The organism is Gordonia sp. (in: high G+C Gram-positive bacteria), from assembly GCF_049647785.1.
GTDB lineage: Bacteria > Actinomycetota > Actinomycetes > Mycobacteriales > Mycobacteriaceae > Gordonia.
Genome location: NZ_JBARYI010000086.1, coordinates 1 through 20,479, shown reverse-complemented (window position 1 = coordinate 20,479; position 20,479 = coordinate 1). Strand labels below are relative to the sequence as shown.

General features: G+C 63.1%; 19 protein-coding genes. 10 read left to right on the top strand and 9 right to left on the bottom strand.

Annotated elements, in window-relative coordinates:
• Positions 1–22 precede the first annotated feature (22 nt).
• Positions 23–907 (bottom strand): hypothetical protein, encoded by an 885-nt coding sequence (locus WBA38_RS15000; RefSeq protein WP_424323028.1) that lies wholly within the window; start codon positions 905–907, stop codon positions 23–25.
• A 109-nt stretch (positions 908–1,016) separates the two neighbouring features.
• Here WBA38_RS15000 and recO point away from each other — a divergent pair, with 109 nt between their 5' ends.
• Both recO and WBA38_RS14990 read left to right on the top strand, forming a co-directional pair.
• On the top strand, positions 1,017–1,805 hold the full coding sequence (gene recO, locus WBA38_RS14995) for a DNA repair protein RecO (protein ID WP_424296041.1): 789 nt from the start codon (positions 1,017–1,019) through the stop codon (positions 1,803–1,805).
• A 13-nt stretch (positions 1,806–1,818) separates the two neighbouring features.
• The gene (locus tag WBA38_RS14990) at positions 1,819–2,622 is read left to right on the top strand and encodes an isoprenyl transferase (protein ID WP_424296039.1); all 804 of its coding nucleotides are present in this window, start codon (positions 1,819–1,821) and stop codon (positions 2,620–2,622) included.
• Here the strand turns inward: WBA38_RS14990 and WBA38_RS14985 are convergent.
• A complete protein-coding gene (locus WBA38_RS14985; protein WP_424296037.1) occupies positions 2,619–3,353 on the bottom strand; it encodes a Clp protease N-terminal domain-containing protein in 735 nt (244 codons plus the stop codon). The genes WBA38_RS14990 and WBA38_RS14985 overlap by 4 nt on opposite strands.
• A 91-nt stretch (positions 3,354–3,444) precedes the next feature.
• Here WBA38_RS14985 and WBA38_RS14980 point away from each other — a divergent pair, with 91 nt between their 5' ends.
• Positions 3,445–4,311: a type IV toxin-antitoxin system AbiEi family antitoxin domain-containing protein gene (locus tag WBA38_RS14980; RefSeq protein ID WP_424296036.1), complete on the top strand. Its 867-nt coding sequence runs from the start codon at positions 3,445–3,447 to the stop codon at positions 4,309–4,311.
• A 91-nt stretch (positions 4,312–4,402) separates the two neighbouring features.
• Here WBA38_RS14980 and WBA38_RS14975 read toward each other — a convergent pair whose 3' ends face one another.
• Together WBA38_RS14975 and WBA38_RS14970 are read right to left on the bottom strand one after the other, a co-directional pair.
• The gene (locus tag WBA38_RS14975; protein WP_424323027.1) at positions 4,403–4,822 is read right to left on the bottom strand and encodes a Fur family transcriptional regulator; all 420 of its coding nucleotides are present in this window, start codon (positions 4,820–4,822) and stop codon (positions 4,403–4,405) included.
• Positions 4,819–5,154 carry an ArsR/SmtB family transcription factor gene (locus tag WBA38_RS14970; protein WP_424296032.1) on the bottom strand — a complete coding sequence of 112 codons (336 nt, stop codon included), beginning with the start codon at positions 5,152–5,154 and terminating at the stop codon, positions 4,819–4,821. The genes WBA38_RS14975 and WBA38_RS14970 overlap by 4 nt, the downstream gene beginning before the upstream one ends.
• An 88-nt stretch (positions 5,155–5,242) precedes the next feature.
• On the opposite strand from WBA38_RS14970, the gene WBA38_RS14965 reads away from it, so the two are divergent.
• A complete protein-coding gene (locus WBA38_RS14965; RefSeq protein WP_424296031.1) occupies positions 5,243–5,722 on the top strand; it encodes a nitroreductase family deazaflavin-dependent oxidoreductase in 480 nt (159 codons plus the stop codon).
• Between the two features lie 117 nt (positions 5,723–5,839).
• On the top strand, positions 5,840–7,231 hold the full coding sequence (locus WBA38_RS14960; RefSeq protein ID WP_424323026.1) for a glycine--tRNA ligase: 1,392 nt from the start codon (positions 5,840–5,842) through the stop codon (positions 7,229–7,231).
• A gap of 30 nt (positions 7,232–7,261) precedes the next feature.
• Here the strand turns inward: WBA38_RS14960 and WBA38_RS14955 are convergent, their stop codons facing one another.
• Entirely contained in the window at positions 7,262–7,804 is a 543-nt protein-coding gene (locus WBA38_RS14955) for a maltokinase N-terminal cap-like domain-containing protein (protein ID WP_424296027.1), read from the bottom strand.
• 36 nt (positions 7,805–7,840) lie between these two features.
• Positions 7,841–8,467: a pyridoxamine 5'-phosphate oxidase family protein gene (locus tag WBA38_RS14950; RefSeq protein WP_424296025.1), complete on the bottom strand. Its 627-nt coding sequence runs from the start codon at positions 8,465–8,467 to the stop codon at positions 7,841–7,843.
• 178 nt (positions 8,468–8,645) lie between these two features.
• Between WBA38_RS14950 and WBA38_RS14945 the strand changes: the two genes are divergently transcribed.
• The gene (locus WBA38_RS14945) at positions 8,646–10,097 is read left to right on the top strand and encodes a WS/DGAT/MGAT family O-acyltransferase (protein WP_424323025.1); all 1,452 of its coding nucleotides are present in this window, start codon (positions 8,646–8,648) and stop codon (positions 10,095–10,097) included.
• 60 nt (positions 10,098–10,157) lie between these two features.
• Here the strand turns inward: WBA38_RS14945 and WBA38_RS14940 are convergent, their stop codons facing one another.
• Complete coding sequence (locus WBA38_RS14940) at positions 10,158–11,063, bottom strand: alpha/beta fold hydrolase (protein ID WP_424296021.1); 906 nt, start codon at positions 11,061–11,063, stop codon at positions 10,158–10,160.
• Positions 11,064–11,321: 258 nt separating this feature from the next.
• Between WBA38_RS14940 and WBA38_RS14935 the strand changes: the two genes are divergently transcribed.
• From WBA38_RS14935 to WBA38_RS14925, 3 genes are all read left to right on the top strand, one after another.
• The gene (locus WBA38_RS14935; protein ID WP_424323024.1) at positions 11,322–12,056 is read left to right on the top strand and encodes a hypothetical protein; all 735 of its coding nucleotides are present in this window, start codon (positions 11,322–11,324) and stop codon (positions 12,054–12,056) included.
• Positions 12,057–12,354: 298 nt separating this feature from the next.
• Complete coding sequence (locus tag WBA38_RS14930; RefSeq protein ID WP_424296061.1) at positions 12,355–12,852, top strand: cold-shock protein; 498 nt, start codon at positions 12,355–12,357, stop codon at positions 12,850–12,852.
• 25 nt (positions 12,853–12,877) lie between these two features.
• Entirely contained in the window at positions 12,878–14,161 is a 1,284-nt protein-coding gene (locus WBA38_RS14925; RefSeq protein WP_424296017.1) for a deoxyguanosinetriphosphate triphosphohydrolase, read from the top strand.
• Positions 14,162–14,167: 6 nt separating this feature from the next.
• On the opposite strand, the gene WBA38_RS14920 is transcribed toward WBA38_RS14925, so the two are convergent.
• The gene (locus WBA38_RS14920; protein ID WP_424296016.1) at positions 14,168–15,337 is read right to left on the bottom strand and encodes an MFS transporter; all 1,170 of its coding nucleotides are present in this window, start codon (positions 15,335–15,337) and stop codon (positions 14,168–14,170) included.
• Positions 15,334–18,702: an SNF2-related protein gene (locus tag WBA38_RS14915; protein ID WP_424323023.1), complete on the bottom strand. Its 3,369-nt coding sequence runs from the start codon at positions 18,700–18,702 to the stop codon at positions 15,334–15,336. Before WBA38_RS14915 ends, WBA38_RS14920 begins: the two co-directional genes overlap by 4 nt.
• A 220-nt stretch (positions 18,703–18,922) precedes the next feature.
• Here WBA38_RS14915 and WBA38_RS14910 point away from each other — a divergent pair, with 220 nt between their 5' ends.
• Positions 18,923–20,434, top strand: coding sequence for a class I adenylate-forming enzyme family protein (locus WBA38_RS14910; protein WP_424294138.1), 1,512 nt, complete (start codon positions 18,923–18,925; stop codon positions 20,432–20,434).
• Positions 20,435–20,479: the final 45 nt, after the last annotated feature.

Sequence of the window (20,479 nt, the reverse complement as noted above, 5' to 3'; positions counted from 1 at the left end):
TGGGCGGAGCGCCGAAACCCGACTACCGGATCAGGGTCAGGCCGGCGAGCATTTCGCCGAGGTCGGCGACGACGCGATCGCCCGTGCCGTCTAGGGCGACGGCCAGGATGCTGCCGCTGAGGTCGGAAACGTAGGCAAGGCCAGCACGCGGGTCCACGGCCAGACCAACAGCCTCCTGCAGACCGCGCGCCATGATCTCCGGCGGCGAACCAGCTTCGCCCGGCGCGGGGATCGGGGCGCGGTTCAACGTATTGCCGTCCGGTTCGGCCCCACGGTCAGTCCAGTACAAAATCCCGTCAACAACCTGAAGGTCAATCGGTTCCGGGAGCCCCGACCACAGCGTCTCGATGTCCGACCGTCGCTCCGGCGATTCCCCGGCTGGCACCGTCAAACCGGCGCGAAAGATCCGGCCCCGCCCACCCTTCGACGGTCCCTTCTGCGACCAATACAGGTAGTCGCCGTCGACGGCGACGCCAACGCATTCGGCCATGCGGTCGGGTTCGGGCGCGTTCACAATCAGATCGCCGTACTCCGACCCGTCCAACCTGCACGACGCCACTCGCATCCCTTCGCGGTCGGCCCAATACAGTCGGCCACGATTGTCGGTCGCCAACTGCTTGCCGCTGGTCACCGTGCCCGCGGGAAGAAGATCTCGGCGGCCGGTCCCGTCAACCCCCATCGCGTGCAAACCACCATTCGGGGCGGAATAGTCGAATGCGGCTTCACCGTCGATACCGGCCAGCCGTGTGGGGCGGCCCATCGTCGTCCAATAGATGGTGCCGTCGAGCAGGACGGCCCCGTCGGGCGAGTATGCGGAGTCCTTGTGCAGAATCTTGCTGCGGCCGTCGGCGACTTCGACGCGGAACATCGTGCGTGTGGCGATGCCAAGGGCGAGCAGCGCTGTCATAGTGATTCCTCTCGAAGGGGGCTCCTCATCGAGGGTAGGCGGGGAATGCCTGGCGCGCTTTTCGATACGCCTAACCGGTCCTGTCAGGGATCGGTGACACAATGGTGCGGTGAGGTTCTATCGGGATGAGGCAGTGGTGCTCCGCCAGCACAAGCTGGGCGAAGCTGACCGCATCATCACCTTCCTGACCTCCGAGCACGGCCTGGTCCGAGCCGTGGCCAAGGGGGTGCGACGCACGCGGTCGAAGTTCGGTGCGCGACTGGAACCGTTTGCGCACGTCGACGTCTTTTTCTATCCGGGTCGCAACCTCGACATCATCACGCAGGTCGAGAGCTTGCACGCCTTCAGCGACGACATCGTCGCCGACTATGGCCGCTACACCACGGCCTGCGCGGTCCTGGAAACTGCCGAACGTCTGGCCGGTGAAGAACGAGCGCCCGCGCCGCACCTGCATCGGCTCACCGTTGGGGCGTTGGAAGCCCTCGCGCAAGACCGTCGTGACCGACAACTGATTCTCGACGCCTTCCTGCTGCGGGCCATGTCGTCGGCCGGTTGGATGCCCGCGTTGACCGAGTGCGCGCGATGTGCCGGGCCCGGCCCGCACCGCGCCTTCCACGTCGCTGCGGGTGGCGCAGTGTGCGTCCATTGCCGCCCATCCGGGGCGGCGACCCCGTCGGTCGGCGTGTTCGACCTCATGGAGGCCCTCGCTCGAGGGGAATGGGATCATGTCGCGCTCGCTACCGAGTCGCAGCGTCGGCAAGCCACCGGTCTCACTGCTGCGCACCTGCAATGGCATTTGGAACGGCAACTGCGAACGTTGCCGCTGATCGAGCGGCAAGCGCCGCACAGTCACCTCGAGCGTGCGTCGATCGCCGACGCCGCCAACGAAATCGCATGAAAGGCCGGATCTGATGGCTCGCCTGCCTCGTCGCGCCAAGTCGGCGCCCGTCGCACCCACCACGGTACGACCGCCCGACCCGCACCCGTCCGGCGCCAAGCCGCCAGCCATCCCGGCGGAGTTTGTCCCCAAGCACATTGCGCTCGTGATGGACGGCAATGGTCGGTGGGCTCAGGAACGCGGCTTGCCCCGCACCGAGGGGCACAAGCGCGGCGAGGCTGTCCTGATGGACAGCGTTTGCGGCTGCATCGAAATGGGTGTGACACACCTGTCGGCGTACGCCTTCTCCACTGAGAACTGGTCGCGCAGCCCCGAAGAAGTGAAGTTCCTGATGGGCTTCAACCGCGACGTGATCCGCCGGCGCCGCGACGAAATGAACGAGATGGGCGTCCGCGTCCGCTGGGCCGGGAGGCGCCCCAAGCTGTGGCGCAGCGTTATTACCGAACTCGAAACCGCCGAAGAGCTCACCAAGAACAACACGGTCATGACGCTCACGATGTGCGTCAACTACGGCGGTCGTGCCGAAATCGCTGATGCCGCAAAGGAAATCGCACGCCGGGCGGCCCGCGGCGAGATTGATCCCGAACGGATCACCGAAGCGAGTTTCGCCAAGTACCTCGATGAACCCGACATGCCCGACGTCGACCTTTTCCTGCGCCCGTCTGGCGAACAACGACTGTCGAACTTCCTGCTGTGGCAGAGCGCCTACGCCGAGATGGTCTATCAGGAGAAGTTGTTCCCCGACTTCGACCGCCGTGACCTGTGGGACGCCTGCCTCGAATACGCCAAGCGTGACCGCCGGTTTGGCAGTGCCTAGTCGTTGGTGACGGTGCTGACCTGGGCGAGGAGGCCGGTCAGCTGGTTCTCAAATGCCGTCGGGTCGACGCCCGCAGTGTGAAGGGGGCCGTCTGTCGCTTCGCCTTCGAGGAGTGCCAGGACGATGTGTTCGGTGCCGATGTAGTTGTGTCCCAACCGAATTGCCTGCCGGAAGGTCAGCTCCAAGACCTTGCGCGCGTCGGCGTCGTAGGGGATTAGTTCGGGTGTCGCAGCGGCTGGCGGAAGCGTTGCCCGCAGCGAAGTGGCGAGGGCTGGGAGGTCGACCCCGCCCTTCTTGAGCAGCGTCGAAGCCAGTGATTCGGGGTCGTCGAGCACGCCCAAGATGAGGTGTGCGGGAGTTACCGCAGGATTGCCTGCCGCCTTGGCTTCGTTGTGGGCGGCAGCGGCAACATTGCGTGCGCGCGGCGTGAATTGATTGAAACCCTGTGATGGATCGAGTTGGTCTCCGGCACCGGGATCCTTCGGCGTGAAGCGCTTCTGGACCGCCTGCTTACTGACACCCATGCTGGTTCCGATCTGGGTCCACGATGCGCCGGTGCGGCGGGCCTGGTCGACGAAGTGCCCGATGAGGTGGTCGGCAACCTCGCCCAGATGGTCGGCGGCCAGGACGGCATCGGAAAGTTGGTCGAGCGGATCGTCGTGCACCTTCTTGATCGTGTCGATGAGATCGTCGAGTCGGATGGGCGGGACTGCTTGCGTGTTATCGGGCATGCGTCAACCCTAGGTTGACGATCCAGATTCGTCAACGTTAGGTTGACGAATCTTGATGGAACCGATCAGGCTTCGCCCGCGTCTAATTTGTATGGGGGATTCGGGAGTTTTCACGTATCGGCAGTTGGTGGCGCTCGGTTATGACGAACGCTCGATCCGCCGCGGGGTGGCTTCGGGCGATCTCGAGCCGTTGCGGCGCACGTGGTACGCGTTCCGGATGCACGACCCTGAGGTCGCAGCTGCGGTTCGAGCCGGGGGAGTATTGGGGTGTGTGTCGGCGCTCAAATGGCACGGGCTCTGGGTAGCTCCCGGCTATCGGGACCGCCATGTTCGGCGGTCGAAAGCGAAACGCGGGGCCGGGTTGCCGGGATGCTCGTCGCCGATTGGGCGTCCCCCGGCGGCGGTTGAGGCCGTCGATCCGGTTCCATATGCCCTGGCCTGCGCCGCGCGTTGCATGACAGCGGAGGCCTGGATTGCGGCCTGCGACTCCTACCTCAACTCGTCGGACACGGGCGTCGAAGAGCTCCGCGCGTTGATGGCACCGTATGGGGGTGCCCTGACGAACAGCCTCCTCGAGAAGGTGGATGGTCGATCGCAATCCGGGACCGAAAGCATAGTGCGGGTTCGCTTGCGGTCCTTGGGTTTTGACGTCGTGGTGCAGCCAGCTATCGATGGCGTTGGGTGGGCGGATCTACGCATCGGAACCCTGCTGCTGGAATGCGACGGCAGGCAGTTTCACACCAGTCGGGAGCAGTTTGGGAAGGACCGAATCCGTGACCGCAAATCCGTCGTCGACGGGTGGACCTGCATGCGGGTCACACTCGATCACATTCTGTGGGGCTGGGATGACTTCCTGGAGGACATTCGAAAGTTCACGCGGGCGGGCCGACATCGCCCTCGAAGTCGACGGGCTCGAGAGATTGTGGAGCGCTCCGAGCGACTCAGCCGCGGGTACTGACGGGAGAGTCCCCGTGAGAGGGTGCCGCTGACAAATAGTCGGCGGACGGGGCTGTCGGGGACGCTCCCGTTCGTTCCGTGCGGTGCCGGCGCTAGGCTTCGTCGGCGGCGCAGTCGCCGCAGAGCCCGAAGATCTCGACGGTGTGGCTGATGTTCGTGAAGCCGTTCTCGGCGGCGACGCTGTCGGCCCAACGTTCCACCTTGTCGGCCATGATCTCCACGGTGGTCCCGCAGTTGCGGCAGACCAGGTGATGGTGGTGGCCGCGGGAACAGTGGCGGTAGCGGGTTTCGCCCGAACCATCCCAAATCGCGTCGACCTGGTCGGCCTCGGTGAGCGCCTGCAAGTTTCGGTAGACGGTGGTGAGGCCAATCGACTCGCCTCGTTCGCGCAGGCGGTCGTGCAGTTGTTGGGCCGAAAGGAAGTCTTCGGTGTCGGCAAGGAGATCGGCGATCGCCGCTCGTTGCTTGGTGGACCGCTGGCCGGTGACCGGTTTCTCGACAGGCGAAGTCATCGCTCGCCCTTGCCGCAGTGCTCGGTCGCATGAGTCACCGAGTCAACAACGATGTGGGCCACGTGATCGTCGGCGAGTGAATACTCCACCTCGCGGCCGCGGCGACTGCCAACCACAACTCCGGACTTTTTCAATACGCGCAAATGTTGGCTGACCTGCGGCTGATTCAGCGCAAGGTCTTCAACCAACTCGTGAACGCACATTGGTCGATCGTTCAAAGCCATCACAATCGACACGCGCGCAGGAGAGGCTAGGGCGCGCAACAGTTCGCTGGCAGCACTGTGCGCCACGCGATCGGCGGCCAGTGATTCCGGCGTCACCGAGGAAGGCATCGCGACTCCTTTGGGTGGGATGAGGCCAGTCTAAAGGAATTGGTTTTCATTTGCTGTGGGCCGGGTCGCTGCAGCGTACTGTCGAATCATGGTGAGCATCGGTGCCAAAGCCCTCCGAACTCGGTGGTTCGTCCGGATGCCTATCCCGCTCATGCGTGCGGGCTTCGGGTTTCTGTTCGGTGGTCGACTTCTTCTACTCGAGCACACCGGCCGCAAGTCCGGGAGGGAGCGATTCGTGGCGCTGGAGGCGGTCGATCGTCCAACGAAAGATCGAGTGATCATCGCGTCCGGCTTCGGTGAGAAGTCCCAGTGGTATCAGAATCTGCAGGCGAACCCGAACTGTCGCGTGTGGATTGGGTTCCTCCGCAATCGTGCGGCCACGGCCCGCACGCTTCCGGCTGAGGAAGCGAGTGCGATTGTGGAGCGCTACCGCGTCAAGTATCCGAAGGCGTACGACAAACTCGCTGGCGTCATCGAAGATGCGACCGGCCGGTCGATTGAGGCGATCCCGTACGTCGAACTCGTGCTGGCCAAGCACCCGCAGAATGGCAGATCGTCAGGGGTGTGAGCAGGGGGCGCCCATCAACGACTACCCTGTATAGCGACGTGCACGACCACCGTCGTGCGCAGTGATACGTCGTTACCCCAACGTCCTTACCCCCTACGTCGTGGAGATCTGAAAACCGTGGCTGTGCAGTCCAATGTCGATGCTGTCGTCAACCTCGCTAAGCGGCGGGGCCTGGTGTACCCCTGCGGTGAGATCTACGGAGGTACGCGTTCGGCGTGGGACTACGGTCCACTCGGCGTCGAACTGAAGGAGAACATCAAGCGTCAGTGGTGGCGCACCATGGTGACCTCGCGCGATGACGTTGTTGGCCTGGACTCGTCGGTTATCTTGCCGCGTCGCGTGTGGGAGGCTTCCGGTCACGTTGAGGTCTTCACGGATCCGCTGGTGGAGTGCACCAACTGCCATAAGCGTCAGCGTCAGGACCACCTGCAGGAGGCGTTCGCGCTGAAGAAGGGTCTTGACGATCCGGATTCGGTGCCGATGGCCGAGATCACCTGCCCCGAGTGTGGCGTTAAGGGCCAGTGGACTGAGCCCAAGGCATTCTCGGGTCTGCTGAAGACGTTCCTCGGCCCGGTCGACGACCAAGCCGGCCTGCACTACCTTCGCCCCGAAACTGCACAGGGCATCTTCGTTAACTTCAAGAACGTGATGACCACGGCACGCCGCAAGCCGCCGTTCGGTATCGCCCAGGTCGGCAAGAGTTTCCGTAACGAGATCACGCCCGGCAACTTCATCTTCCGTACCCGCGAGTTTGAGCAGATGGAGATGGAATTCTTCGTCAAGCCCGGCGAGGACGAAGAGTGGCACAAGTACTGGCTCGACGCCCGCTTCAACTGGTATGTGGAACTCGGTATCGACGCCGACAACCTGCGCCTGTACGAGCACCCGGCAGAGAAACTGTCGCACTACTCGAAGAGCACCGTCGACGTTGAGTACAAGTTCGGGTTCTCGGGCAACCCGTGGGGTGAGCTTGAGGGCGTTGCGAACCGTACCGACTACGACCTCAAGACCCACAGTGAGGCCTCGGGCGAAGACCTGTCGTACTTCGATCAGGCTTCCGGTGAGCGCTACACGCCGTACGTCATTGAGCCGGCTGCCGGTTTGGGCCGCTCCATGATGGCTTTCCTGTGCGACGCGTACACCGAAGAGGAAGTGCCAAACGCTAAGGGCGGCACCGATACTCGTACCGTGTTGAAGCTCGACCGTCGCCTGGCGCCGGTCAAGGTTGCCGTGCTGCCGCTCTCGCGTAACGAGAAGTTGTCGCCGATGGCGCGCGACCTGTCGGAGCAGCTTCGCAAGCACTGGAACATCGAGTTCGACGACGCACAGGGCATTGGCAAGCGCTACCGCCGTCAGGACGAGATCGGTACCCCGTTCTGCGTGACGATCGACTTCGACACCCTCGACGACCACGCTGTCACGATCCGCGAGCGCGACACCATGGCGCAGGAGCGCGTCGCCCTCGACAAGGTTGTGGAGTACTTGGCCGGAAAGCTGGTCGGCGCCTAAAGCGCCTCGGGCGGGGCGACGACCGCGGGACTATCTCAGTGCCGCGACGACGCCCTGCCCGCCATCCCATTCGGCCACCAACCACGACCGCCCCGACACGGGCGCGGCGAGTTCGTCGCTGAATACGAGTCCGGTGCCGTCGGCGGGGTCGCCGTGCAGGGTTAGGCGAACCGGCCACTCCACGGGCACGACTGTCCCATCGGTCTTTTCCAACTCCAACTGCGCTTGGCTGATTTCACCGCGCAGCGCTTTTAGGTAGCAGTCGACGGCGACTGGGTCGGCTGCCGCTTCGTAAACCCAACGATCACCGAGCGCGGAGTGCTTCATGGTGGTGATGAGGTATTCGTCTGCGCCGGAAAGCTTTTCACCGCGATAAGTGCACGGCACGTGGAGCACGCGACCGTCGCGCGACACCAACAGTCCTTCGACGCCAACCTCGCCAGCTGGATCGTCGAATCGGTAGCCACCGATCATGTCAACGTCGCCCGTGCCGCCCCACGGCATGTTGTCGAGGTAGTCGGTTACGAACTCAAGTTTTGTGGGCGAGATGGTCGCCTGGTGCAGCAATGCCATGCACGCAAGAGTAATCCCGCCTGCGCCATCGCGGCATCACCGATTTCGTTTGAGTTCGGCAATTTCGTCGTGCAGTTTCGCGATCTCGGCGATGTACGGTTCCGCACGTTCGCGGACTTGTTCGGCGGTGTACTGCGGGACAATGCTGCGCGAACAATTCCAGTCAAACGCCTCGACGTCGATGACGATGCAGTGTTCGATGCGCGCAGCGATTCTGCCGTCGTTGACGAGACTCAGTTGCTCGACGAGGTCGGGATGATCGGTGGCGTCGAAGACGGTAGCCCGACCGAATACCTTTAGTCGCATCCTGTGCGGGTAGTCGGCGACGAAGAGGGCAACGCGGTCGTTGGTTTCCAGGTTGCCGACCGATACGAACTGTCGGTTCCCGGCGAAGTCGGCGAATCCAATCTTGTTCTCGCCGAGATGGTGAACGAACCCTGTTGGGCCACTGCGGTATTGAATATAAGGCCAGCCGTCGGGGGTCACCGTGGACATCTGGAATTGGAACGCCTCAGTGAGCATCCGGATCTCACGTGAAGTGAGTTGTTGGGGGCCTTCGTCGGGGGTGTCGAGACTGGAACCGTAGGCGCCGACGCTTCCCGAGGCGCGTTGTCGGGCAAGTGCTGCTTTTCCGAATGCAATGTGCTGGTATCGCTGTCCCACAGATCGAGAGTAGCGCGGCGGCGATTGTGGGTCCGGTTCTGCCGGTGGGGAGTTCTTAGCGATGCTCCGCAAACCCCAATTAATTGGAAATCCTAGTAAGTCCGCCGGTCAAGAGGGTTTTGTCACACTCATTAAAAAACTAGAACAAGTTCTAGTTTGCTGCGGTACCGTTATCTTCATGGAGCGATTGAGCGGCTTGGATGCAAGCTTTTTGTACTTAGAAACACCCGCGCAGCTGATGCATGTTTGCTCAGTGATGATTCTTGACCCGCTGACGGTACCTGGCGGCTACAGCTTTACGAACTTCCGCGCGACGCTAGACGAACGGGTTCGGAAAGTACCGCAGTTCACGCGCAAGATTCGTCGAGTACCACTCGACCTTGGGCATCCAGTCTGGGTTAAGGACGAACACTTTGCCGTCGACCACCACCTGCATCGGATGGCGCTTCCGCAGCCTGCGGGCTACACCGAGCTGATGGAAATGTGCTCGCACCTGGCTGGGCAGCCCATGGACCGCGGTCGCCCGCTGTGGGAAATGGACGTCATCGAGGGCTACAAGGATGCCGAAGGCGTCGAGAAGTTGGTCGTCTTTACCAAGATGCATCATGCGACAGTCGACGGTGCTTCGGGTGCCAACCTGATTTCGCACCTGTGCAGCCTGGAACCGGACGCACCGCCGCTGGCTACGGAAGAACTCACCATGGACGGTAGTTCGCCAAGCTCGCTGGAACTGTTGGGACGCGGCTTGCTGGCCTCGGCTACGAAGCCCCTGTCGATTCCGCGTCTGCTCGGACCAAGCGTCAACCTCATCACCGAAACCATTAGTCGTGCACGCAAGGGCACTGCGATGGCACCGCCGCTCACGGCTCCGCGCACGTCGTTCAATGGCACCATTACCGGTGATCGCACCATCGCTGTTGCCGACATGTCGCTCGAAGACATCAAGGAGGTCCGTCGGGCCACCGGCGCGACCGTCAACGACATTGTGTTGAGTATCGCGGGTGGCGCGCTGCGTGACTACCTACTCGAACGCGGCGAACTTCCAGAAGGCTCGCTGTTGGCAACGGTCCCGGTTTCCGTCCGCGGCGAGTCGCAGCGTGACGAAGGTGCCAATAAGGTGTCGGCGCTGTTCACCTACCTCGGAACGGACATCGAGGATCCGTTGGAGCGACTGCGGTCAATGGCCGAGTCGAACCTGCAGGCCAAGGAACACCACAACGCGATCCCGGCTGACACTCTGCAGGACTGGGCTGAGTTCGCCGCACCGCGCACCTTCGGTCTCGCTGTCCGCGCGTACGCCGACATGCGGTTGGCGGAAAAGCATCCGGTGGTCCACAACCTGGTGATCTCGAACGTGCCCGGCCCGCCGATCCCGCTGTACTTCATGGGTGCGCGCGTCGACCACATGTACCCGCTTGGCCCGGTGTTCCACGGTGCCGGACTCAACATCACCGTGCTGTCGAACAACGGTGTCGTCCACATCGGCATCATTGCGAGCGAAGAAAGTGTCCGGAACCCGGAGACCATGGTGAAGCACTTCCCGGCCGAACTGGCTCGACTCAAAGCGGAAGTCGAGGCTGCCGGGCTGGTCGAGCCCGAGGCCGCGCCCGCAAGTGAGACGGAGAAGTAGCAAGCTGAACAATAAGGAAGGCCGGTCGCACGCAGCGGCCGGCCTTCTTTTCCCTCGGTGCTACTCGGCGGGCTGGCGTTCTTTCCAGCGAGCCAAGACTTCGTTTGTGGCGTGGACAAAGACGGGGACAAACTTCTCCGCATCCATCACGCACGACGCGTGACCGCCGTCGACCTCGTGGATGGTTGCACCCTTGATGCGACGGGCCATTGCTTTCTGGCGGGCCGGCGGGATGGCCTTGTCTTTCAGCGGCACGACGACAGCGGTCGGCACGTCGATCTGGTTGACCCACGGGCGCGTGTGGTGCTTGCCGATCTCGCCGATCGCCTTGCTGACGGCAAGGGGGGAGGTGGAGCGAAACTCGTTCAGCGCCCAGCGGTAGATGTCTTCCTTCGGGTCGACCTGCTTGGCCTGAACGCGGGCGGCGCGCAACGGTGAGCCGAAACCGCGGATCCGCGAGAACATGCCGTCCATACCGTTGTGGAAGAACGCTTCGGTGGGCGTCATCTGGAAGACGTCGGTGCTGGCGCAAAGCACTAGGCCGCCAACGCGGTCGGGGTGCTGACGCCAAACGCGCTGGGCAATCAGCGATCCCATGGAGAAGCCGGCGAACATTGCCTTGTCGATTCCGAGGACGTCGAGGACGGCGACCGAATCGTCGGCGCAGTCGCGCAGGCTGAAGGTCTCGGACTGGATACCGCGACCATGCCAACGCTGGTCGAGGGTGATGACACGGAATTTCTTCGACAGTGCGGGGATGCTGGGGAACCAAGTCAGCAGCCCGGTAGTGGTCAGGGAGTGCAGCAGAACAATGGCGGGTGCATCGGCCGTCGGTCCGGGAGTGTCGGTGACGTAGGTGGAGCCACGCCCCGGTAGTTCCATCATGTAGCCGTCGGGGACGTCTACCTGGGGCAGCTTGATCCGTGCAGGCAAACGTGCGCCAAGACCGGTTCGTGTGGCATTCATCGATGACCCCTTTGCTTCTGTCCGAGGCCAGAAACTAGAACGTGTTGCATTGAACTTCACTATGCCATGTCGGATGTCGAGGCTTGGCCATAAGCCATCCTTTGCGACTCGCGAGATTGTCTGATGCGTCTGATTGCGGTCTCAGTTTGGCCTCAGGAATCGATTTTGAGTCGTTTCGAGGCCATACTCATCACGAGTCCCTCCTGGCACTTTGGTTGTATTTAGCATCATCAGCCCCTTTAGTATTGGAGGTCCCCAGTGACCAGTAAGTTCCGTCTCGCCTTCGCGGCAGTCGTCGCCTCGGCGGCGCTCATTGGCGGTGCCGCGACCGCACCGATCGCCCACGCCGCACCCAACAACGACGGTGCCGCAGCTAAGCAGGCCCTCGATTCGATTCATCCGCAGGCCACGGACGCCGCGTCGGTAATCGACGGGATCGAAGCAGCTAACGCTCTGCTCAAGAAGATGGGCATCGCGCCGTTTACCCCGACTGTTGGTGCCTGTACGGACTTCACGCTCGCGCCAGCTTTGGGTGGCGCTATGCCTGGGCCGAACACGCCGTTGATGGGGGATCTCACCTACGAAATCCTGGGTAAGACGTACGACGTCAACGCAGTGAAGAAGGGCGAGGTGCTTTATGGCTTCGTCCCGGTCGGCGTCTTCAACGACGCGGGATCCAAGAAGGGTATGTCCGTCGCATGGTTCAACGTCAACACGATGAAGGGTTCGATCTCCGAGCCGATGGACGGACTCGGTGAAACTGTCGTCAAGGCGGTAGCAAAGCGACTCAATGGCGCGGGTGTTCCTCTCGCCGAGCAGGTGGCAGAAACGCTCCTGCTGCCTCTGGCGAAGATCCTCCCGGCTAACGGTGCGCGCGGCGGCCTCGTCGACACCGGCTCTGGAACCGTCCTGTCGGCGATCTACGGAACCATCAAGAAGGGCAATGCGACCTGCTACTTCTTCCCATCGCTTGGCATCGCAACGGCGAAGTAGAGTGGGCTGATTCTCGGTTCGGACCCCGAATTTTGCTTCGTGTGGTAGCGGGGTAATGTGTCTGGCCGGGGGTAACACCTCTTATGTGCATCGGCTCCCACTTGTGATCCAGGTGGGGGCCGATGCCTTTCTTCTTTCCTGTCCGCGCCGTCGGACGCTGTCGCCCTCTCAATTGAAATTTCGATCACTACCAGGCATTTCGGGTCGGGTTGACCAGCAAAATAAGGCATAGTTGTAGGTATGCGTCGCGCGGGCAAGGGGTTCGCGAGGTGGACGTTCTTCAGAGAGTGAGTTTGTGGTGGCTGTTAATGGCAAGGTTGTGCACTTCGATACCAATCGCGGTTTCGGATTCTTGGCACCCGCAGAAGGCGGCGACGACGTCTTCCTGCACATCAATGATGTGGGCATCGACGAGAGCCTGCTGCGTCCGGGAGCCGAGGTGGAGTTCGAGGTCGAGAGCACCGATCGCGGCGCCAAGGCTCTGAACGTCAAGGTCACCAAGGAAGCTCCCGAAGGCGAAGAGCACCTGCATGAGCGCGTCCAGGCCCGCGATACTCGCGGCAGCCGCGACCGTGAGCGTGACGCTCGTGGCGAGCGCCGCGATGATCGCCGTGACCGTCGTGACGATCATCGTCGAGACGATCGTGGCGCACGTCGCCCGGCCCGCGGTGGCGGCCGACTCTCCAACGAGCTCACCGACCTGCTGCTCGATTCCGCAAACGACCTGACCGCGCGTCAGATCCTCGCTATCCGCAGCAACCTGCTCGATCTCGCCTCGCAGCGCGGCTGGGAATAGTTTGACCCCTGCTGATAATTCGGCTGTGGCTTCCGACGCCCCGGTAGCGACCTACGATGCCCACGACCTAGAACGCATGGTCGTCGAGGCACCGAAGGTTGCTGCCGGGGCGTCGCCCGCTTCCGACCACCGAAGTGACTTCGCCCGCGACCGCGCCCGCGTTCTGCACAGTGCGGCGCTGCGTCGTCTTGCTGACAAAACGCAGGTCGTGGGGCCGCGCGAGGGCGACAATCCGCGAACGCGGTTGACACACTCGTTGGAAGTCGGCCAGATTGGCCGCGGTATTGCCGTGGGGTTGGGTTGCGACCCAGACTTGGTGGAATTGGCCGGGCTGGCGCACGACATCGGGCATCCGCCGTACGGGCACAACGGTGAACGCGCGTTGGAAGAAGTTGCCGGTGAGCGCGGCGGCTTTGAGGGCAACGCGCAGAACCTGCGCATTCTGACGTCGCTGGAACCGAAGATCGTGGGACCCGACGGATCCAGCGCGGGCCTCAACCTGACTCGGGCAGCGCTCGACGCCACACTGAAGTACCCGTGGTCACGCAAGGATCCGGGCTCCAAGTACGGCGCCTATGTGGAAGATGAGTCGGCGCTCGCGTGGGTTCGCGCAGGAGCACCCGACGGTGGTCGTTGCCTGGAGGCTCAGGTGATGGACTGGTCAGACGATGTTGCCTACTCCGTTCACGACCTCGAAGACGGCGTCATTGGCCGACGAATTGACTTGCGACAGTTGAGTTCCCGCGACGACCAGCAGGTCTTGGCCGATCTCGGCATGCGTTATTTCGGCGGACTGACGTCGGAGCCGCTGGTTGATGCGGCGCAGCGACTGTCGGAGATGGAGATTTTCGCCTCGCTCGGTGAGTTCGATGGCTCGCTTGATTCGTTTGTTCGGCTCAAGCGGCTCACCAGTGAGTTGATCGGCCGCTTCGCCTCTGCCGCTATCACGGAGACGCGCAAGGCCGAGGGGCGACGGCCACTGCGGCGCTATGACGCCGACCTTTCGGTGCCCGCCGATGTCGCCGCCGAAGTCGCGGTTCTCAAAACGGTGGCCCTCCGGTTCATCTTTTCCGATCCGCGACACCGCGCCAAACAAGACCGGCAACGCGAGCGGATTCACCGCGTCGCCGAAATGCTGCTGGTCACGGCACCGGGCGGACTCGACCCCATCTTCGCCGCGCGTTGGCAGGTCGCAGACAATGACGACGAACGTATGCGTGTGGTCGTTGATCAGATTGCCTCGATGACCGAAGGTCGGCTCGAGCGGTTGGACCGTTCCGGCGCGGACGTACAGGCGACGCTGGGATAGCGGCAGTCAGCGTCCGCGGAGCATTCCGGCTCGGATCTGACCGGCCCGGATTGCCGCACTCGCGACGGCCATGAGAGCCAACACCAAGATCGGGGCCGTGATCCCGACCGAGGGGGCGATGGAGCGGAGGAGAACGGGCAGGCCGAAACCGAGATAGGTTCCGACGTAGAAGATTCCGGTAGCCAGGCCTCGTTTGTCGAGCGGGGCAAAGGTTTCCACATCGAGCAGCCCTTCACGAAGGCAAAGTCCGTAGCCTGTGCCCAGCAGAACTGAGGCAGCGATAAACGCCGCCGGGCTTGGATCCGATCCACCACCCACGACTACCGCGAGTCCGGACGCGGCAACAATCGCACCGATGACGCCCGCCCGGGGGCCCCACCCGCCGCGGCGCGCAATCACTTGGATAACGAATCCCGACCCCAGCGCCAGCACCGCGGCCACACCCGGCACCCACGGCCCGTTGAACTGTGTCATCCGGCCCGCCATCACAACAATCGACATCGTGATCGACGAAAACACCCACACCGACATCGGCAGGCTCGTCACCAACGCCCGCGACAGGCTTCGCGCCGCCATCGGGGTGTCATTCAGCGTCACTTCGCTCGCCTCGACGGCGATCCGACGCGAACTCGGCACCCGGAAACCAGCTACGACCGCCGCGAGTGATGCCGAAACCGTCACCACAAACGGTGCGGTCAACGCGGCACTGCCAGCGAACTGCGCAATCAACCCGGAAACCAGGGGGCCGGCCGCGAAACCGCCGGTCAACGCCGCACCCGCAAACACGGTGCCACGCTTTCCGCCAAGGTCGGCGCACCAGGCGGTACCGGCACTGACCGCCAACCCGACGCCAAGTCCGACAGCGAACCGGCCGACAATCACACCCGGCTCCGTGTGCCAAAGCAGCATCAGGAGGTTGCCGAGCGCCGCGCCGGTCGCGCCCAACAAGACAATGGGTTTACGGCCAACTTTGTCGGAGATGCCGCCGCCGGACAGTAGTCCCGGCAACAGGCCGATCGCATAGATGCCGAACGCCACTTCGAGGGCGGCATTGCCGATGCCGTTGCGGTCGTGCAGGACGGGCATCATCGCCACGAAATGGTTGGTGGCCCAACCGGTGGTGAACAGCAGCGCCAGGACGATCGGCAGATTGCGGCGGTCGGCGTCGACGGTCATTCGCCGAGGAGCCCGCGGACGTCGTCGGCGGTGATTGCTCCGGAGAAGGCGGCACCGTCGTCGATGAGGGCGTTGAAGAGTTCCCGTTTCCGAGTTTGCAGGTCGATGACTTTTTCTTCAATGGTTCCGGTGGACACCATGCGGTACACGGTGACGGCGCGGTGCTGGCCGATGCGGTGGGCACGGTCGACGGCCTGGTTCTCGGCCGCCGGGTTCCACCAGGGGTCGGTCATGAAGATGTAGTCGGCGGCCGTCAAGTTCAAACCGAAACCGCCGGCCTTCAGGCTGATGAGGAAGACCTTGTTGGTGCCGCCGGTGAAGTCTTCAATCTGCTTGCCGCGCGCGGTGATTGGCGTCGAACCGTCGAGATAGCTGTAGGCGATCTTCTTCGCGTCGAGCTCTTCGGCGATGAGCTTCAGGAAGCCGGTGAAGCCGCTGAAGATGAGGGCGCTGTGACCTTCGTCGATCAGCATCGGCAATTGTTCCGACAGGTATTCGATCTTCGCCGACTTGATGGCCTTGTGTTCTTCGTCGACGAGGACCGGATGCAAGCTCAGTTGCCGCAGCCGAGTGAGGGCGCGCAGCACCTGGATCCGGTTGCCGGAGAAGTCGTCGAGCAGGCCGAGGAGTTGCTGGCGGTCGCGGGCCAGGTAGGTGTCGTAGATTTTGCGGTGTTTGGGTTCCAACTCGATCGGCAGCAACTGCTCCTGCTTCTCGGGTAGGTCGGTCAGCACCTGATCCTTGGTGCGCCGCAACATGATTGGACGCAGGCGACGGCGCAGAATCTCGAGCCGCTCGGGTGCCTGGCCGCTCTCGATGGCTTCCGCGAAATGTTCTTTGAACAGCTTCGGCGAGTTGTACAGACCTGGCGCGACCACCGACACCAACGACCACAACTCCATTACGCGGTTCTCCATGGGAGTACCGGTGATCGCGATTTTGAACTGGGCGTCCAGTCGTCGTGCCGCCTGGTAGGTCTTGGCCTGATGGTTCTTCAGGAACTGGGCTTCGTCGAAGAAGATCCCCGTCCAGTCGACGGCGGCGAACGCGTCGTAGTCAATCCGCAGGAGGGCGTACGAGGTGATGACGATCTGCGCGCCTTCGGCGCGGTTGGCCAGCGGGGTTCCGATGCGCTTTTCGGTGGCGGTAGCGGCCACGACCTTCATTCCGGGCACAAAGCGCGCGCACTCGGCCGCCCAGTTCGCAATCACACTGGTCGGCGCGACCACGAGGAAGCGGGCGTCCGGCTGCTCGTCGACGATCTGCTGCATCAGCGCCAGCGTTTGGACGGTTTTACCCAGGCCCATGTCGTCGGCGAGGATGCCGCCCAGTTTGTTCTCCCAGAGGAAGGTGAGCCATTCGAGGCCTTCCTGCTGGTAGGGCCGCAATTGGGCGTTGAGGCCAGCTGGCGGCTCCACAGGATGCGGCGGTTTGGCCGCGGCCAAGTGTGCGATCCGGTCACGCCACTGCTTCAACTGCTGATCGACGACGCCCAACTCCAGCAGCTCGTCCCACAGCGACGCATTCAGCGTGTGGGTGGAGACCCGGTCACCGTCAAGCTCGCCGAGCTCGCGGGCTTCGGCGAGACGGTCGCGCAGGGTTTGCAACGCGGGAATGTCGAGCGAGAAGTAGGTGCCGTCGTCGAGCAGCATGTACTCCTCGCCCGACGCGAGGGCCTCGATGATGGTGGTGATCGGGATCTTGTGGTTGTCGACGTCGAGGCTCACTTCGAGGTCGAACCAGTCACGGCTGGCATCGCCGGAAAAGCTCAAGACAGGCGGTGCTTCGGCGGGACGATAGTCGGGCGGGGTGCCCTCCACGATCACGCGAACACGATCGAGGTCGGTGATGGTCGGGACAATTTCCGACACCATGATCGCGGCCTGCAGTGGGCTCAGCGGGACCGTCATCGTCTGATAGTCGGGAGCCGAATCGAAGGCAGCCGAAACCGTTGCGCCACCGTGCAATTGGCGCAGGACGGCGTACATGCGGTTGTAGCGACGGAAGTCGGACCGGTGGGTATGCAGGTCTTTCTGCAGCTGCTCGGCGGCTACCTTGACCCACTGGGGATTGGCCTTCGCGACCATCTCGAGCTCTTGGCGGATGCTCGCCCACATGGCACGCTCGGCCACCGCGCTGCGGAATCGGCCGTCCGACGGCCCGCGCGCAGGGAACTCCTGCACTTGGCCGTCGGCCTCGTAACCAGCGGCCCAACTCGCGGCGGCGGGTTCGTCGGTGCGGATGCGCAACACGGGGAACGGGCCGCTCAGCGTCGACGCGGGGAAGGCATCCTGATCAACGACGACGGGCCGCCCGGCCTGCAGCTTTGGCAGAGATTTTTGGAACTCGGCGAGGTCCTGATCGGGAACCTCGAGGGGAACCTCGCTGACCAGCAGCATCGACTCGGTGGCGGTCAGGTTGGGGAGCGGCCCAAGGTGCAGGGTGTGCTCAAATTCTTGCGCGACGCCGTGCGCGCGGGGCCGACCGATCGCGAATCGGACCAGGTTGCGCGTCGGGGGAACGGGTTGACCGTCTGCCACGATCTCGAGGTTCACGTAGACGCCCGCGCTTTGCGGTCGCACGTGCAACTGAGTGCTCAAGTGATCGCCGAGACGGACAGCCGTCGATTCCGTCTTACCGGTGTTGAAGAACGGGATGCCGGTGTCTTCGGCTTCCTGGAGCAGCGACCAAATGCTGACCGGCGCGTGCATCAGCGATATCTCATCGGGTAGGGCGCCACGCTGCCAACTGAGTGCCAGGGCCGAGGCCAGCCGAGTCATGACATCGAGCGCGGGGGCCGGATGACGATCAGCGATTCGGCCGGAGAGCAACATCTTCCAGGTGAGACGAGTCTTGACCCAGCGTTCCTGCTCGTTCAAAACCAGCGGGCGGACCGTGACGTCGTCGGAGTTGTACGTGCGGTGCACCTCGAACTGCAGACCCAACGACAGTGGGATGCCGTCGTTGGCCGTCGACTCGATGTTGGTCGACTCTTCGACCTCATCGATCAAGGTTCGCCAGCGGGAGAGCGGGGCGGCAGTGGTGGTCGGGGGTTGACGGCGCGCTCCGGGACCGTCGGCGGTGGCCGCCAAAACCAGGGCCGCGGAATGCTTGCAGCGAATCGCGACCGGGCAGGTGCAACTGGCGGAGGCTTTCATGGTGGGTCCCGACCCGCGAACCTTGACATTGCACGAATAGCGTTCGCTGCCCGACCCGCGCGACGTGCCGGTCAAAATGCCATCTGACCACTCAATATCGAAAATCATCCCGGCGGTCGCGTACTGCCGCGCGCGCTGCAGAGTACGGCTGTCGAAGATTCCGAGAACGGTGTCGGTCTCTTCGGCGGTCCAATCGGGGGAAGTCATCGCGTCCAGGATAGTCGGATGCCTGGACGAGCGCCGTGGGCACACTCTTGCTGGTGTTTGCGGTCACTTCTGGCGAAACAGTCACGCAAGATTGTTTTTCGGTTATGTTCGGCTCAACATCCCTATCGCAAGGAGAAGCCGAATGCCCGGTATGCGTCCCGATCTATCCGGAGTCGACCCCCTTACCGTCAACTTGACCCATCGCGTTTGCGTCGGCGACATGCTCACGCGCAGTGCCGCGCACTACGGAGACCGCACGGCGTTGGTTGACGGCGACGTCGAGCTCTCGTACGCCGAACTCAATGCGCGCGCCAACGCGTTGGCCCGCGGCCTGCTGGAACGCGGATACGTTCGCGGCGACGCAGTGGCGATGCAACTGCAGAACAGCTGGCAGTTTGTGGCCACATTCTTTGCTTTCGCCAAGATCGGCGTCGTTGCGATGCCACTGAACCTCCTGCTGTCGCCGTCCGACATCGCCTACCAGCTCGCCGACAGCGGCGTCCGTGGCGTGATTACCGAGGACGTCTTCCTGGGTGTCATGGGACCTGCGCTCGCCGAAGCTGAGGGCGGCATGGTTACCGAGGTGATCGTGACCGGGCAGGCCCCGACCGACGTCGCTGGTATTCCGGCCGTCTCGTACGACGCGGTGTTCTCGGCCGACCGGTCATCTGTTGAGGTGATAGTCGAAGACCGCGACATCTTGCACTGCCTGTATACCTCCGGCACCACGTCACGCCCGAAGGGTGTCGTGACCTCGCACGTTGCGGTGCAGATTGCGCTGCTCGGTTCGGCGCTGGGGCTCGGTTTGAAGCCCGATGTGAAGGCCAGCGTGATGCCGATCGCGCTGCCGCTGTTCCACGTGACCGCTCTCGATGCGCTGCTGTTGCCGTCGTTGGCGGTGGGTACGACGGTCGTGCTGCTGCGCGGGTTCGATCCGGCGGCCGTGGCCCGCACGTTCTCGACGCACACCGTCACGCATCTGACGATGCTGCCAATGATGTGGGCGGCGCTGCTGGCGCAGCCCGAGTTGGCCGACGGCGACACCGACAGTCTCATTACTGGCCTGTATGCAATGGCGCCGATGCCTGCCGAGCTGCTTGCTCGGGTGCGGGCCCAGTTCCCGAATGCGGCGATCATCCTGGGCTCCGGGCAGACGGAGACCACGCCGGCGTCGGAACTGCAGTGGGAGGGACACCAGGGCGTGAAGGATGACTCGTGGGGCCCCGCCACCGTCAGTACCGATGTGGCAATCATGGGTAGTGACGGCAGCTTGCTGCCCGCTGGCGAAGAAGGCGAAATCGTTTACCGGACACCGCAACTCATGGAGGGGTACTGGAACAACAAGGACGCCAACACCGAGGCTTTTGCGAACGGATGGTTCCACGGCGGCGATATCGGCTACCTCGATGAGGATGCCGTCGTCTGGTTTACCGACCGTGCGAAGGACATCATTAAGTCGGGTGGCGAGAACGTGTCGTCGGTGGAGGTGGAGCGCGTGCTGCTCGGGCATCCCGCTGTCGCGGAGGTTGCCGTTGTGGGTACGCGCGACGACCATTGGGGCGAGGCCGTCACCGCCTATGTGGTGCTAAGTGCCGAGGTGGAGGGCGAGGAAATCCAGGCCTGGTCCCGCGAACGCCTCGCCGGCTTTAAGGCCCCGAAGTCTGTGGTCGTCATCGAATCCCTACCGAAGACCGCGACCGGCAAGGTCCAGAAGAACCTGATGCGGAAGTAGGGCGGAGTTCTCGGCGGATCGCGTTGAGTTTGCGACCTTCTCGGT